This window comes from Streptomyces sp. 11-1-2, from assembly GCF_003595545.1.
GTDB lineage: Bacteria > Actinomycetota > Actinomycetes > Streptomycetales > Streptomycetaceae > Streptomyces > Streptomyces hygroscopicus_B.
In genome coordinates this window covers 6608765-6623948 of record NZ_CP022545.1, presented here as the reverse complement: position 1 = coordinate 6623948, position 15184 = coordinate 6608765, and the positions used below count along the sequence as shown (strand labels likewise).

Here is a 15184-nt window from a genome sequence, read left to right as displayed (position 1 = left end):
GAGCATCCGATGGAGTTGATCGTGACAAGCACGGACAAGAAGCCCCAGTCCGACACCTACCGGCCACTGGAGGCCGACCCGGCGACCCTCACTCCGCAGGACGAGGGCCACACGCCGGCGCCGCCACAGGTGGCCACCCAGGGCGAAGGCCACACGCCCGCACCGCCGCAGCTGATCACACAGGGGGAGGGGCACACGCCCGCGCCGCCGCAGCTCAGCACCATGGACGAGGGTCACACCCCGGCGCCGCCGCAGCTCAGCACGCAGGGGGAGGGCCACCCGCCCGCGCCGCCGCAGCTCAGCACCAAGGGTGAGGGTCACACCCCGGCGCCGCCGCAGTTGAGCGCCGAGGGCGAAGGCCACACTCCCTCGGCACCCCAGTAGGAGCACCACGGAACGTCGTTCGTATCCAACAGGTAACCGCGGGGCCGATGTCGATGACGCGGAGGGGACGTCATCGGCGTCGGCCCCTCTGTACGGGCGCCTTTGGACGAGCGGCTCCACGCACCACCCGGGCGGGCCCCCTTTCCGCCAAGCTTCGACCACTTCCGGCCAGATGGCCGAACACACGTACCCCTCTTTGTTAATTTGCAGTACAAAATAGATAATCACCCCCCGTATCGGAGGAACCGGAATGACTCGTGCCACAAAGGGCATTGCGACCTTGATTATCGCGATAGGTGCCGCGGTCGGAGCGACAAGCCAGACAGCCGCATTCGCAGCTGCAAGCGATAGTCACACCCCTATCGTCGGCGTGGACAGTAGCGAATACGCCACTGCTGCCGCCCCGGTCCCGCAGGGCGAGGGCCATGCCCCCACCAGCCCGCAGTAGGCGCGGCGAGACGACTTACGAAGGCCGAAGGGGCCGGGCGAACCTGCCCGGCCCCTTGGTGATGCCCCGCCCGCGCACGCCTTGACCCCGCCATGGCCGGGCCACCGCCCGGCGGGTTTCGGGTGGCGGCCGAGGGCTTTACGAGAGTGACCGGCCCGCGCGCAGCTCGGCCTTGAGGACCTTGCCGCTGGCGTTGCGCGGCAGCTCGGCCAGGAACACCACCTGCCGTGGCACCTTGTAGTTGGCCATCTCCCGGCGCGACCAGGCGATCAGGTCGTCCGCGGTCAGCGTCGAATCCGGGCGCCGGACCGCGTACGCCTTGGCCACCTCGCCCAGGCGCGCGTCCGGGATGCCGACGATGGCGACGTCGGCCACATCGGGGTGGCGGGCGATGAGTTGCTCGATTTCGGCGGGATAGGCGTTGAAGCCGCCGACGATGAACATGTCCTTGATGCGGTCGGTGATGCGCAGGTTGCCCTGCTCGTCCATCACCCCGACATCGCCGGTCCGCAGCCAGCCGTCGGGGGTGATGGTGCGGGACGTGGCGATCGGATCCTCGAAGTAGCCGGGGGTGATGTGGTAGCCGCGGACCCAGACCTCGCCCGGCCGCCCCGGGGGGAGTTCGCGTCCGGTGGGGTGGGCGATCTTGACCTCGGTGTCCGGAATCGCGCGGCCCGCCGTGCCCGCGATGACCTCGGGCGGATCGCCACGGCGGCACATCGTGACGGTGCCGGACGCCTCCGTCAGGCCGTACGCCGTCAGGACGGTGGCGACCCCGAGCTCCGAGCGCAGCCGTTCCACCAGCTCCAGCGGGACCACGGCGGCGCCGGTGACGACCAGGCGCAGCGTGGACAGGTCATGGGCGGCGCGGGACGGGTGGTCGAGGAGCGACTGGTGGAGGGTGGGCGGGCCGGGGAGGACGGTGATGCGCTCGGCGGCGATATTGGCCAGGGCCGTCTCCACGCTGAAGACCGGCTGCGGCACCATCGTGGCGCCTCGGCTCAGACAGGCGATGATGCCCGCCTTGTAGCCGAAGGTGTGGAAGAACGGGTTCACGATCAGATAGCGATCGCCCGCCGCCAGCCCCGTGATCTCGCTCCAGGTGTCGAAGACGCGCACGGTCTGGGAGTGCGTGGTCACCACGCCCTTGGGCCGGCCGGTAGTGCCGGAGGTGAAGGTGATGTCGGAGGGGTCCGTGGGGCGCACCGCCTCCGCCCGGGACCGGACCTCCTCCGGCGGCACGGCGTCGCCCATCGCCAGGAAGTCCGTCCAGGTGCGGAAGTCCTCCGGGCCGTTGTCGGCGAGGACGACCACCTCCCGCAGGTACGGCAGGCGCGGCAGGGGGCCGTGGCCCGCCCCGTCCCCCGCCGCCCGGCGCAGCGACGCCACATACGAGGTGCCCAGGAAGGTGCCGGTGATGAACAGGTGCGAGGCCCGGGTGCGGCGCAGCACGTACGCCGCCTCGGCGCCCTTGAAGCGGGTGTTGACCGGGACCAGCACGCCGCCCGCGGTGACCGCCCCGAGCGCAGCCACGATCCAGTCGGTGGTGTTGGGCGCCCAGATCGCGGCGCGGTCGCCCGGTTCGAGACCCGAGGCGACGCACGCGGCCGCGGCGCGTTCGATCCGGGCGCCGAGCTCGGCGTACGAGATCCGGGCGCGGCCCTCGACCACGGCCTCGGCCGGGCCGTACCGCTCGACCGCCGCCCGGATCAGGGCCGGGACGGTGTTCCTCTGTGCCATCCGTTGCATCGGACCGCTCCCCTCCCCGGAACCCGGGACGGACGACCCCACTAGCTGACTACCCGTCAGATTAGCGGTAGCCTTCCCCGCTGTCAGCACCGGTGAACGCGACCACGGAGGCGGCCATGGGGGCGACGAGGACGACGGCGGGGGCGACGGCGGGGGCGACCTTGAAGGACGCGACGGCGATAGCGGGCATCGGGCAGACCCCGTTCGCCAAACGTCTCCCCGAATCCGAGAAGACCCTGGCCTGCCGGGCGATCCTGGCCGCGCTCGACGACGCCGGTATCGCCCCGTCCGAGGTGGACGCCTTCGCCTCGTACACCATGGAGGAGACCGACGAGGTCGAGGTCGCCAAGGCCATCGGCGCCGGGGATGTGACCTTCTTCAGCAAGGTCGGCTACGGGGGCGGCGGTTCCTGTGCGACCGTCGCGCATCTGGCCGCCGCGGTCGCCACCGGACAGGCGAGCGTCGGGGTGGCCTGGCGGTCGCGCAAACGCGGCAGCGGACCGCGCCCCTGGACCAACACCCGGGCGCAGCTGCCCACCCCGGCCCAGTGGACCCGGCCGTACGGACTGCTGCGCCCGGCCGATGAGATCGGGCTGCTGGCCCGGCGCTATATGCATGAGTACGGCGCGACCCGCGATCACTTCTTCAATGTGGCGCTGGCCTGCCGCAACCGGGCCAATCAGAACCCCGCCGCGATCATGTACGACCGCCCGCTGACCCGCGAGATGTATATGACCGCACGCTGGATCAGCGAACCGCTCTGCCTCTTCGACAACTGTCTGGAGACCGATGGCGCGCTGGCCTGTGTGGTGGTGTCGGCCGAGCGGGCGCGCGACTGCCGGCAACGGCCCGTGTACGTGCACTCCGCCGCCCAGGGGCTGCCCGCCCAGCACCACGGGATGGTCAACTACTGGAACGACGACCCGCTCACCGGCCCCTCCTGGGCCGCCGCCCGCCGGCTGTGGAAAACCGCCGACTTCGGGCCGCAGGATGTGGATGTCGCGCAGATCTACGACGCGTTCACCCCGTTGATCCCGCTCTCCCTGGAGGGCTACGGCTTCTGCGCCCGCGGCGAGGGCGCCGCCTTCACCGAGGGGGGCGCGCTGGAGATCGGCGGACGGCTGCCGCTCAACACCGGCGGAGGCGGCCTCAGCGAGGCGTACGTCCATGGCTTCAACCTCATCACCGAAGGGGTCAGACAGCTGCGCGGCACCGGCACCGCCCAAGTCCCCGGCGCCACGACCTGCCTGGTCACGGCGGGTGAAGGGGTTCCCACATCGGCCCTGCTGCTGAGGAGTTGACCGACGCCATGACACAGATGGACACGACGGCTGACGCGACGACGGACACGACGACGGACACGACGGCTGAGACGACGGCTGACACGGCGACGGCCGCGAACGGCGGAAGAGAGGAGTCCGACGGGCTACTGGCGCCCGTGCCCGACGAGGACGGGGCGCCCTTCTTCGCCTACGCGGCGCGCGGCGAACTGCGCGTCCAGTGCTGCGCCGACTGCGGCGAACCGCGCTTTCCGCCCCGGCCCTGCTGCCCCCACTGCCAGTCCTTCGACTGCCTGTGGAAAAAGGTGAGCGGCCGTGGCCGGATCTGGTCGTACGTTCTGCCCCATCCCCCGCTGTTGCCCGCCTACGCGGCACAGGCGCCGTACAACGTCGTCCTCGTGGAGCTCACGGACGCCCCGCGCATCCGGCTGGTGGGCAATCTGGTCGCCGCCGCGGACGCCGCGCTGAACTCGGTCCCGCCGGAGCGGATCCGTATCGGCGCGCCCGTGAAGGCCGCCTTCCACGCGACGGACGGCGGGCTCACGGTGGTGCGCTGGCTGCTGGAGCGGCCATGACGGTCCGCACCCGGGTGGAGGAGAGCGGGGTCGCGGTCGTCACCCTCGACCGGCCCGAGCGGCACAACGCCATCGACCTGGAGACGGTCGGCGAACTGACGGCCGTATGGCGGCGCTTCCGCCACGATGACGCGGTCCGGGCCGTCGTCCTCACCGGCGCGGGCGGCCGGGCCTTCAGCACCGGCATCGACCGCTCGGTGGAGGTCGCGCAGCCGCCGTCGCCCTACGCGATGGACGATCCGCTGCGCACCGTCGGGCCCAAGGCGAACGACCTGTGGAAGCCGGTGGTCGCGGCGGTGGCCGGAATGGCGTGCGGCGGGGCGTTCTATCTGCTGGGCGAGGCCGAGTTCATCGTCGCCGACGAGACGGCGGCCTTCTTCGATCCGCACACCAGCTATGGAATGGTCAGCGCCTACGAGGCCGTCTATATGGCGCAGCGGATGCCGATGGGCGAGGTCGCGCGGATGGCGCTGATGGGGACGGCGGAGCGGCTCTCGGCCCGGCGGGCGTATGAGACGGGCCTGGTCAGCGAGGTCGCCCCGGCCGGTGAGGCCCTTACGGCGGCCATGCGCGCCGCGTCGGTCATCGCGTCGTACCCGACGGAGGCGGTACAGGGGACCGTAAGGGCGCTATGGGCGGCGAAGGAGGCGGCGCTGGCCCAGGCGCTCGCCCAGGCCCCGCAGTTGATCGCGCTGGGCAATCTGCCGCCGGGGCGCCAGGCCGCGCTCTTCGCGGCCCGTACGCCCGGCTTCCGTACGCGGTGAGGCCGCCGGCCCCGGATCGGCTCGGGGCCTCAGGTGGAGCTCGGGTACTTGAGCGCCGAGGTGACCTTGCAGGTGAAGGAGGTCTGCTCGGTGAGGTAGCGGTAGGAGGTGGCGCTGAGGGTCTGGCTGCTGCCGGACGCCACGGTGACGGACTTGTAGTCGGATCCCAGCAGGCTGCCGCCGCTCTGGTCTTCCCACTCGATGGTGATCGAGTAGTGCATGGACTGCGTCTCGGGGTTCCTCAGGTTGAGGGTGTACTGGAACGAGTGGGTCGACTCGTCGTAGTCGCAGCCGGTGGCGGTGATGTCGTTCGTGCCGTTCGAGTTGTAGGTGGGCGGCGCGGAGTAGGTGTAGGAGGGCGAGGGGGCCTCGTACGACGGCACGTCGAGGTCGGAGGGGACGCCGCTGGGCACGCCGGTGGGCAGCCCGGTGGGGAGGTCGGTCGGACTGGACGCCGGGTTGTCGCCGCCGCTCCCGCCCGAGGCGAACCCGCCGAGACCGCCGTCGTGGCTTCGGCCCTTCTTTCCGCAGCCGGTCAGCGCGATGAGTCCGACCAGGGCGACGGCGAATATACGCATGGAGCGGCGTTGCATGGCATTACCCCCGTTGAAAAGACACATTCAAGCCAGCCAGGGCTGGTTGACAAGTGCACGCCACCCTAGCAACGGGTTTTGCTACCCCAAAGTCACCTACAGGCGCGCCTGGCCCGGCTCTCAGAGGACGGAGACGACCTCACACCGCACCACGGTTCCCGACACCGAGGGATCATCGAGCGGCACCCGTACGGTCCTCGACTTCCCCGCGGGGACCCGCACATCGGCGCGCCCGGAGGTCAGGGTCGAGCCGTCCCGGTCCTGGAAGCTCATGTCGACGAGGTAGGTATCGGCCGCGCCCGAGCGGTTGCGCACCTTCACGGTCGCCGCCGGACGGCCGCTCTTGTCCTGGCTCGCCTTGCCCGCGCAGCCGACGACGGTCGCCTGGGGCTCGTTGGACGACGCGGTGCCGCCCGAGGAGCCGCTGGACGCGCTGTCGCCGTAGTCGTCATCGTCGTAGTCGCGGTAGCGGGAGCCACCGGAGCCCGAACCGGTGGTGGAGCTCTCGTCGCCGGAGTCCGAGTAACCACCGGAACCGGAACCGGAGCCCGACCCCGAGTGGTTCGAGGAGGAGCTGGAACAGCCGCCTCCGCCACCTCCGTGGCCATGGCCACGCCCCTTGAACCCGGTCAGCGCCACCAGCACCACGGTGAGCACGGCCGCCAGCCGTAGACCACGCCGCATCACAGACCCCGTCCCCCGACGACCGCGCAGAGAGTTACCCATCGACCTCCCGGCTCCCAGGAGGTCGATGAACGCCCGCAACCGTAGCAGGAATTGTCAGGGACACAGCCCGCGACCAGCCGCCCCGGGCGTCACCGCGTCGCCCTTGGGGATGGGTCAGGCCCGGCCGCCCGACGGCCGGGACTGGCCCGTGCCCTTGACCGCGTCCAGCGCGTAGACGCACCGGTCCTTGCTGCACGCGTACACCACGCCCCCGGCGGCCACCGGGGACCCGGTGATCTCGCCGCCGGTCGCCAGCTTCCAGCGAAGCTGTCCGCCCGCCGCGTCCACCGTATAGAGGCAGTGGTCGGCCGAACCGAAGTGGACCCGGCCGTCGGCGACCACCGGCGAGCCGATGACCTCGCCGCCCGCCGCGAACCGCCACTTGGGCGTGCCGGTGACCGCGTCGAGCGTGTAGAGCGCGCTGCCGCTGCCCAGATGGACCGAGCCGTCGGCCACCAGCACCGGCTCGATCGACTGCCGGGCCTCGGTGGCGATACGCCAGCGGTCGCGGCCGTTCGCCGCGTCCAGCGCGTACACCGTGCCCAGATAGTCGGCGATGTAGATGCCACCGCCGGTCACCGCGGGCCCCGGCGCGTACGCGGGGGCGCACAGGAAGACGGCGGGCGCCTCGAAACGCCACCGCACATCCCCGCGGGCGGCATCGAGCGCGAGCACCCGCGTCCCCGCCGAGACATAGACGACCCCATCGGGCGCCGCCAGCAGACGCAGCGGCACACCGCCGCACGAGGCCGCGTCGCCCACCGGATACGACCAGCGCTCCGCGCCGGTGCGCGCCTCCAGGGCACGCAGCCGCGCGTCCGCCCACACATACACCGTGCCGTCGTGGACGGCCGGGCCGGACTCGGGCGTCTCGAAGTCGGTCTGGAGGCCCTGCATCTCCCACAGCAGCTCGCCGTTGGCCGCCTCCCACGCCTGGACGCCACCGCCGCGCGTCCCGGTGACGACCGTGCCGCGGTCGACCTTGAGGGAGTAGACCCAGCCGTCGGTCGACAGCCGCCAGCGCTCGGCGCCGTCCTCCGCGTCCAGCGCGTACAGCGTGGGGCCGTCGGAGGCGTGGATCCGGCCGTTCTCCACGGCCATCGCCCACGCCACGTCGCGCGTCTTGAACTGGCGTCGGCCGGTGGCCACTTCCAGCGCGTGCACCTCGAACGAGGTCACATACAGCAGATCCCCGGCCACCGCCGGGGTGCCCCAGACGTCGTTGGACATCCGGAACCGCCACGGACGCCAGCGGCCGTGCCCGGCACCTGCGGCATGCGGCTCGGGCGGCTCGGCCGGCGGGGAGTGGGTCGGCGGCGGGACGGCGGCCGTGCCGTCGCCTCCGTTCAGCCCTCCCGTGGTCACCCCGGCAGGCGGGCGCACCCAGCCGGTCGCGGGCCCGGTGCCGTGCTGCGGCTGCGGGTCCCGCGCCTGGTCGGCCCGGAGCCCCGGGCCGATCGGCACCTGTGAACCGGGCAGCCGCACCGACCCGTCGGCCCCGGCGGGCGCCGGGGCGGGCGCGGCGGCGGACGGGGCGGCGTGCCGCCCGGGCCCGATGGAGCCCAGCGCGCTCGGCGGGCTCGCGGCCTCCGGAGCGCGCAGGCCCCCACGCGGATCGCCCACGCCCACGGGCTCCCAGCCGCCCGCACCGGCCGGTCCCGGCGCGGCCGCGCCGTGTCGCCCGCCATGGCCCTCCGCGGGGCCTCCCGCGGCGGGGGCGTACGAGGGCGGCGGCGTGGGCGGACGCTCCGGCGGAAGCGGCGCGGACGGCCGGCTGCCGTCGCTCGCGGCGTGCCCGGGACGGCCGCCGCCGGCCGCGGGCCGGGTGGCGCCGCGCACCTGGTTGCGGCCGCTGCGCTTGCGCTCGATCAGCGCGACGGCGCCGGGCGGCAGCCAGGCCGAGGCCGTACCGCTGTCGTCGGCGTTGGAGGCGAACAGATGCGGGGCCAGCTGGGACTGCAGATCGGCCGGGGACGGCCGCCGCTCGGGCTCCATCTGCATGCACGACTCGATGAGCGGCCGCAGCTCGTCGGGCAGCCCGGCCAGGTCGGGGCCCTCGCGCAGCAGCATGAACACGGTCTCCACCGGGTTGGCGCCGTGGAAAGGCGCATGCCCGGTGGCCGCGAAGGTCAGGGTCGAGCCGAGCGAGAAGATGTCGCTCGCGCCGGTCACGCTGCGTGAGTCGCGCGCCTGCTCGGGCGACATATAGGCGGGGGTGCCGACCGCGACGTTGGTCATCGTCAGCCGGGTGTTCGAAACACCGGAGGCGATACCGAAGTCGATCACGCGCGGGCCGTCCTCGACGACCAGCACATTGGACGGCTTCAGATCCCGGTGGACCAGGCCCGCGCCATGGATGGACTGCAGCGCCTCGGCGACCCCGGCCGCCAGCCACCGCACCGCCTGGGCCGGCATCGGCCCGCACTCGTTGACGATTTCCTCGAGGGAGGGAGCCGGCACATAGGCCGTGGCCAGCCATGGCACCGCGGCGCGCGGATCGGCGTCCACGACGGCGGCCGTATAGAAGCCGCTGACCGCGCGGGCCGCCTCCACCTCACGGGTGAACCGGACACGGAACAGCTGGTCCTCGGCGAGCTCGGTCCGGACCGTCTTGATCGCGACCCGTCGGCCCGATGCCGAGCGGGCCAGATAGACCAGCCCCATGCCGCCCGCGCCGAGACGGCCGAGCACCTCGAAAGGGCCGATCCGCCTCGGATCGTGCTGCGTCAGCTGCTCCACCACTTGCCTGCCACCTCCCCGTGGGGGCTTGAAAAAATACAGCCCCGTGCAGCGTCTCACCGACAAACCAACCGGCGGCACGCATCCTGCATTCTCTCTGGCGAAGGCGGCGGTTGCGAACCCGGGGGCGAATCGTCGTGTCATCGGGCGATACGGAGCCGGGGACCGTCCGGTTCGACCAAGGATCATCTAAGTGCCCTCAGGCCCGTATCGCCCAGTGCTCCGGCCGGGGTTCAGCCTGCCGTCGAGGTCTCGATGACGGCGAAGGTCGCGCCCTGATTGTCCGCAAGGACCGCGAAACGCCCGTACGGCGTATCTTCGGCCGTCTTGAGAACCCGCCCACCCAGCCTGTGGGCCGTGCGCAGCGTCCGATCGCAATCCGCCACCACAAAGTACGTCAGGAAGTGGGCGGGCAGAACGGCCGGGTACTCCTCGCCGATCACGACGCGTCCGCCGATCGCGTGACGGGGGTCCGGGGGCTCTCCGCGCGGCGTCCACAGGACCAGGTCGGCCGACGCGCCCTCGGCGGAGGGCTCCATTCCGTATCCGAAGACCGCTCGGTAGAAGGCGTCCACGGCGCGCGGCTGACGGGTGTGGACCTCGGTCCAGCCGTACGAACCGGGCCCGCCGCGCCGCCCGAAGCCGGTGTGGCTGCCCGCCTGCCAGATCCCGAAGACGGCGCCGCCCGGGTCGGCGGCCGTCGCCATGACGCAGAACCGGTCGATCCACACCGGCGGGGTGATCACCCGGCCACCGGCCTCGCGGATCCGGGCGGCGGTCGCGGCGGCGTCCTGGGCGGCGAAGTAGATGTTCCAGACGGTGGGCATCCGGCCGTCCGGCTTGGGGACCAGCCCCGCGACCTCCTTACCGCCGAGGAGGGCACGGGTGTACGAGCCGTAGTCCGTGGCGATCTCCTCAAAGGCCCAGCCGAACAGCTCACCGTAGAAGCGCCGGCCCGCCGCGAGGTCGGACAGCAGCACATCCGCCCAGCAGGGCACGCCTTCCGCGAATGCCGCCATGGCCCGGGTCCTCTCGCGTCCCTCGGTCCTTCGGAGCTCGGTCCTCGGAGTCGGTCATCGGAGCTCGGAGCTCGGTCCTGGAGCTCGGCCCTGGGTCCTGGAGCTCGGCCCTGGGTCCTGGAGCTCGACCCTCGGAGCTTGCTCACAGCCCGTTTGGAGATGCTTGGCACGTGTTTGGAGCAGCTTGGCTCGTTTACCTCACTTGCCACGCTAACGGGGGATCGCCCGGTCCGCTCGCCCCGGAACTCGAAATATTTGGCCAATCCTTTTCGTGCCAAGACGGATCCGACCGCGTCATCCACCGTTGTTATCCACAGCCTGTTGATAACACAATTCACACGTGTGGGTGAGCGGTGATTGAGGGCTTGACGACGGCGGACAGGGGTCGGAATCAGCCATTCCAGCCTGCTCAGCGCGGCTCACAAACCCTCTCATCCCGCCCTAACCCCATTTGCACGCAGCAGAATCGCGCTCCGATCACCCCTCGGTAAGCTGACGGCATGACAGGACAAGTACGCACAGTCGACGGGCGGGTGGCCGGTCGTCGCGGGCAGGCGACGCGGCAGAAGCTGCTCGACTGCCTCGGCGAGATGCTCAGCACATCCCCGTATCGAGACGTCAAGGTCATCGATGTCGCACGTAAGGCAGGGACCTCGCCTGCGACGTTCTACCAGTACTTCCCCGATGTGGAGGGCGCCGTCCTCGAGCTCGCCGAGGAGATGGCGAAGGAGGGTGCGAACCTGACCGATCTGGTCGCCGACCGCTCATGGGCGGGCAAGTCCGGCGCGGCGGCGTCGGAGGACCTGGTCGAGGGGTTCCTCTCCTTCTGGCGCAAACATGACGCCATCCTGAGGGTGGTCGACCTGGGCGCCGCCGAGGGCGACAAGCGGTTCTACAAGATCCGCATGAAGATCCTCAATTCCGTCACCAACTCCCTTACGGACGCCGTCAAGGAGCAGCAGGCCAAGGGCCGGATCGACGAGGACCTCAACCCCGGGGCCATCGCGGGCTCGCTGGTCGCGATGCTGGCCGCGGTCGCGGCGCACCAGAAGGGCTTCCAGAGCTGGGGCGTCAAGCAGGCCGACCTCAGGCCGAGCCTGACCTGGCTCGTCCACCTCGGCGTCACGGGGCGGAAACCGCCGAAGTAGCGAATCCGCACCCTCCCCCTGCCCCCTCCCTCGGCCTCTCCCTGCCGGCCTCTTGATGCCGGTCGCCCGGCCGAGCCCGCACGTCCTGTCACGCCGCGGCGGATCACCCCGAGTGATCCGCCGCGGCCTTTTTGCGCCCCCGACGGACCGGCTCAGGGCCCCTCGGCGCGGTGGAGGCGGAAGAGGCGGATCTCGCGCTCCACCCGCGACTGATAGCTCGCGTACGGCGGCCAGAAGGCGAGGGCCGCCGCCCAGGCCGCCTCGCGCTCGGCGCCCGCCAGCAGCCGTGCCCGGACGGCGATGTCCCGGCCCCGCCAGCTGATCTCCGCTTCCGGGTGCTTCAGGAGGTTCCCGCTCCAGGCCGGATGGCCCGGGCGGCCGAAGTTGCTGCCGATCAGAAGCCAGGTGCCGCCGTCCTCCGGCATACAGGCCAGCGGCGTACGGCGGGGAAGCCCCGACCTCGCGCCGCGCGCGGTAAGGATCACGCCGGGCAGCATCCGCGCGCTCGGCAGCACCTTGCCGCGGGTCAGCCGGTGGACGGTGCGGTCGAAGGCGGGGATGACATGGGGCGCGACCTTGGCGAAGGCGCGGGTCGAGGACACCTTCCGGACCAGCTTCACGCCGTAACCGGCCATCAGACCGTCACCGCCTTCCGCGGCCCGTCACGGCCGTCGCACCCATCGCGGCCGTCGCGACCGTCGCGCCTGTCAGGCCCATCGTGCCGACTGTGCCCGCCGTATCCATCGTTCCCCCCGCGCCCGTCATGGCCGCCGTAAGGAGCGCGATCGGCCGTGCCGAAGAGTCCCTCCCGTTCCGCGGCCCGGGCCCGCAGCCGGTGGACGGGGCCGAAGAGCAGTTCGTCGGAGGCGGCCCGCTTGAAGTAGAGATGCGCCTCATGCTCCCAGGTGAAGCCGATGCCGCCGTGCAGCTGCACCGCTTCGGCCGCCGCCATGCGCTGCGCCTCCAGCGCCTGCGCGAGCGCGAGCCCGCCCGCGACCGCGGCTTCCGTGCCTTCCGCACCGCCCTGGGCCGCGCCCGGGCCCTCCGCGCCGCCCTGGGCCGCGGCCCAAGCGGCGTAGTACGCCGCCGAACGGGCCGCCTGGACCGCGACGTACACATCCGCCAGCCGGTGCTTGACCGCCTGGAACGAGCCGATCGGGCGGCCGAACTGCTCACGCGCCCGCACATAGCCGACCGTCCGCGCGAGGGCCGCGTCCGCCGCCCCCACGGCCTCGGCGGCGAGCACGGCCGCCGCCGCCGTACCCACTGCCGCCAGCGCCTCCGACACCCCGTCCCCGCTCCCGCCGTCATCCGCCCCCAGCAGTTCGGCGGGTACGTTCCGCAGCTCGATGCGGGCCTGCGGGCGCGTCGCGTCGAGCGCGGTCAGCCGGGTGCGGACCAGCCCGTCCGCCTGCGCCGGGACGAGGAACAGCAGTGTCCGCCCGCGCGTGTAGCCCCCGGCGCGGGCGGCGACCAGCAGCAGTTCGGCGCTGTGCCCGCCCAGCACCTGCTCCACCTGTCCATACAGCCGCCACCCCGCGTCGCCGCCGCTGTCCGGGCGCGCCTGGACACCCCCCGCGCGCCCCCCACCGGCCCACGCGCCGTCCCGCGCTCCTACGAGCCCGAGCACCTCCGGCAGCGCGCGCCCCGGCACCGCGAGCGCCGCCGTAAGGGCGCCCTCCGCGATACGCGGCAGCAGCTCGGCGCGCTGCGCCTCCGTCCCGACCGCGGCGACCAGGGGCGCCGCGAACACGGCGGTGGCCAGGAGCGGCGAGGGCAGCAGCACACGCCCCGTCTCCTCACAGGCCAGCGCCAGCTCGGTGACCCCGCAGCCGACGCCCCCGTGCGCCGACGCAAGGGCGAGGCCCGGCAGCCCGAGCGTCCGGGCGAGCTGCCGCCACAGGGCCTCGTCATAGCCGGGCGCGGTCTGGACCGCCGCCTTGACCTCGTCCGGCCCGCACCGCTCCCGCAGGAGTGTGCGCAGCGTACGGCGGATCTCGTCCTGTTCCTCGGTGAACGCGGCGTCCATCGGCGAGCACCTCCGCTTTCTGACGGACCGTCATACTAGGGACGGGCTCCGGACTTTCCCACCCCTCCGCCCCCCTCCACGGCTAAACTGCCGGCACCTCACCACGTTCCTCCCCACTGGCTCCGCCGGAGCGCAGACCGGCGGTGGCCCTGTCCTCCGGGGCCTATCGGAGGAGCGAGGAGGGGTAATGGACGATCGGAGCACGCAGGAGACGAGCGACGACCGGTGGACCGGCCCTGACAAGTGGCAGGTCATCATCGGAGTGCTGAGCCTTCTGGTGGCGATCGCCGCTTGCGTGGGGCAGTTCCTGCAGTAGCCGGGCGCCTCACGCGTGGTCCGGACGGGGCTTGTGCTCGAGGCGCGAGCACGGCCATACGGGAGAGCGTCCGGACCACCCCCTTCCCCCGGCATGCTCGCGCGCAGCACCCTCGCCCAGCCCCTTTTCCACTCACTCCCCCACCCCCTTTTCCGCTCCCTCTTCCACTCCCTCGAATCTGATGTACCGTCAGATTCATGTCGCCCGCAGCACAGCGCGCCCGTAAGGTCGCCGTCGTCGGCGTCTCCCTCTCCGACTGCGGCCGCGTCGACACGGCCACCCCCTACGCCCTCCACGCCCAGGCCGCCCGCCGGGCCCTCGCCGACTCCGGTCTCGACCGGTCGGTCGTCGACGGCCTCGCCTCGGCGGGGCTCGGCACCCTCGCGCCGGTCGAGGTGGCCGAGTATCTGGGGCTGCGGCCGACCTGGACCGACTCGACGGCCGTCGGCGGCTCCACCTGGGAGGTCATGGCGGCGCACGCGGCGGACGCGATCGCCGCCGGGCACGCCCGCGCCGTCCTGCTCGTCTACGGCTCCACCGCCCGCGCCGACATCCGCGCGGGCCGCCGTACCGCGAACCTCTCCTTCGGGGCGCGGGGACCGCTGCAGTTCGAGGTCCCGTACGGGCATACGTTGGTCGCCAAGTACGCGATGGCCGCGCGACGCCATATGCATGAGTACGGCACCACGCTCGAACAGTTGGCGGACATCGCCGTTCAGGCGCGTATCAATGCCGGGCACAATCCGGACGCGATGTTTCGCGAACCGATCACGGTCGATGACGTCCTGAGCGGCCCGATGATCGCCGACCCCTTCACCAAACTGCACTGCTGCATCCGCTCGGACGGCGGCTGCGCGGTGCTGCTCGCGGCCGAGGAGTACGTACCGGACACCGCGAAACCCCCGGTGTGGGTGCTGGGTTCGGGCACTGCCGTCTCGCATACCACCATGTCCGAATGGGAGGACTTCACGGTCTCCCCGGCCGCCGCCTCGGGGCGGGCGGCCTTCGCACGGGCGGGCGTCCGGCCGTCGGATATCGATGTGGCCGAGCTCTATGACGCCTTCACCTATATGACCCTGGTGACCCTCGAGGACCTGGGCTTCTGCGCCAAGGGCGAGGGCGGGGCATTCGCGGCGAAGGGGCGGCTGACACGGGACGGCGAGCTTCCGACCAACACCGACGGCGGCGGTCTCTCCGCCTGCCACCCGGGGATGCGCGGGCTGTTCCTGCTGGTCGAGGCGGTACGGCAGCTGCGCGGCGAGGCCGGGGAGCGACAGGTGCACAAGGCGGGCGGACGGCTGCCGGAGCTGGCCGTGGCGTCGGGGACGGGGGGCTGGTTCTGCTCAGCGGGCACGGTCGTCCTGGGCCGCGGCTGACCGGGCCCACGCGGGGGCTGGGGACGGTTCGACAGCGG

General features: G+C 72.0%; 14 protein-coding genes. 7 read left to right on the top strand and 7 right to left on the bottom strand.

Annotated features, from left to right (window positions below; genetic code table 11):
* Positions 1-21 precede the first annotated feature (21 nt).
* Positions 22-384, top strand: a complete 363-nt coding sequence (locus CGL27_RS28355) for a hypothetical protein (protein WP_162953084.1) — start codon at positions 22-24, stop codon at positions 382-384.
* A 586-nt stretch (positions 385-970) separates the two neighbouring features.
* Here the strand turns inward: CGL27_RS28355 and CGL27_RS28350 are convergent.
* A complete protein-coding gene (locus tag CGL27_RS28350) occupies positions 971-2581 on the bottom strand; it encodes a FadD3 family acyl-CoA ligase (protein ID WP_119990848.1) in 1611 nt (536 codons plus the stop codon).
* Between the two features lie 116 nt (positions 2582-2697).
* Between CGL27_RS28350 and CGL27_RS28345 the strand changes: the two genes are divergently transcribed.
* The 3 genes from CGL27_RS28345 to CGL27_RS28335 are packed head-to-tail and all read left to right on the top strand — an operon-like array spanning position 2698 to position 5200.
* Positions 2698-3882: a lipid-transfer protein gene (locus tag CGL27_RS28345; protein WP_078643008.1), complete on the top strand. Its 1185-nt coding sequence runs from the start codon at positions 2698-2700 to the stop codon at positions 3880-3882.
* A gap of 8 nt (positions 3883-3890) precedes the next feature.
* Complete coding sequence (locus tag CGL27_RS28340; protein ID WP_240450658.1) at positions 3891-4436, top strand: OB-fold domain-containing protein; 546 nt, start codon at positions 3891-3893, stop codon at positions 4434-4436.
* Complete coding sequence (locus CGL27_RS28335; protein ID WP_119990846.1) at positions 4433-5200, top strand: enoyl-CoA hydratase/isomerase family protein; 768 nt, start codon at positions 4433-4435, stop codon at positions 5198-5200. Before CGL27_RS28340 ends, CGL27_RS28335 begins: the two co-directional genes overlap by 4 nt.
* 29 nt (positions 5201-5229) lie before the next feature.
* On the opposite strand, the gene CGL27_RS28330 is transcribed toward CGL27_RS28335, so the two are convergent.
* The 4 genes from CGL27_RS28330 to CGL27_RS28315 form a co-directional block, all read right to left on the bottom strand.
* Entirely contained in the window at positions 5230-5778 is a 549-nt protein-coding gene (locus CGL27_RS28330; protein WP_240450657.1) for a hypothetical protein, read from the bottom strand.
* Between the two features lie 135 nt (positions 5779-5913).
* The gene (locus CGL27_RS28325) at positions 5914-6477 is read right to left on the bottom strand and encodes a hypothetical protein (protein WP_119990842.1); all 564 of its coding nucleotides are present in this window, start codon (positions 6475-6477) and stop codon (positions 5914-5916) included.
* Positions 6478-6633: 156 nt separating this feature from the next.
* The gene (locus CGL27_RS28320; protein ID WP_119990840.1) at positions 6634-9261 is read right to left on the bottom strand and encodes a PQQ-binding-like beta-propeller repeat protein; all 2628 of its coding nucleotides are present in this window, start codon (positions 9259-9261) and stop codon (positions 6634-6636) included.
* A gap of 230 nt (positions 9262-9491) precedes the next feature.
* A complete protein-coding gene (locus CGL27_RS28315; protein ID WP_119990839.1) occupies positions 9492-10277 on the bottom strand; it encodes a VOC family protein in 786 nt (261 codons plus the stop codon).
* A 500-nt stretch (positions 10278-10777) separates the two neighbouring features.
* On the opposite strand from CGL27_RS28315, the gene CGL27_RS28310 reads away from it, so the two are divergent.
* Positions 10778-11425, top strand: a complete 648-nt coding sequence (locus CGL27_RS28310) for a TetR family transcriptional regulator (protein ID WP_078643001.1) — start codon at positions 10778-10780, stop codon at positions 11423-11425.
* A gap of 152 nt (positions 11426-11577) precedes the next feature.
* Here CGL27_RS28310 and CGL27_RS28305 read toward each other — a convergent pair whose 3' ends face one another.
* Together CGL27_RS28305 and CGL27_RS28300 are read right to left on the bottom strand one after the other, a co-directional pair.
* Positions 11578-12060 carry a nitroreductase family deazaflavin-dependent oxidoreductase gene (locus CGL27_RS28305; RefSeq protein ID WP_119990837.1) on the bottom strand — a complete coding sequence of 161 codons (483 nt, stop codon included), beginning with the start codon at positions 12058-12060 and terminating at the stop codon, positions 11578-11580.
* On the bottom strand, positions 12060-13454 hold the full coding sequence (locus tag CGL27_RS28300; protein WP_119990835.1) for an acyl-CoA dehydrogenase family protein: 1395 nt from the start codon (positions 13452-13454) through the stop codon (positions 12060-12062). The genes CGL27_RS28305 and CGL27_RS28300 overlap by 1 nt, the downstream gene beginning before the upstream one ends.
* Positions 13455-13641: 187 nt before the next feature.
* On the opposite strand from CGL27_RS28300, the gene CGL27_RS53230 reads away from it, so the two are divergent.
* Positions 13642-13770, top strand: coding sequence for a hypothetical protein (locus CGL27_RS53230; RefSeq protein WP_014054266.1), 129 nt, complete (start codon positions 13642-13644; stop codon positions 13768-13770).
* 197 nt (positions 13771-13967) lie between these two features.
* A complete protein-coding gene (locus CGL27_RS28295; RefSeq protein ID WP_078642998.1) occupies positions 13968-15146 on the top strand; it encodes an acetyl-CoA acetyltransferase in 1179 nt (392 codons plus the stop codon).
* Positions 15147-15184 lie beyond the last annotated feature (38 nt).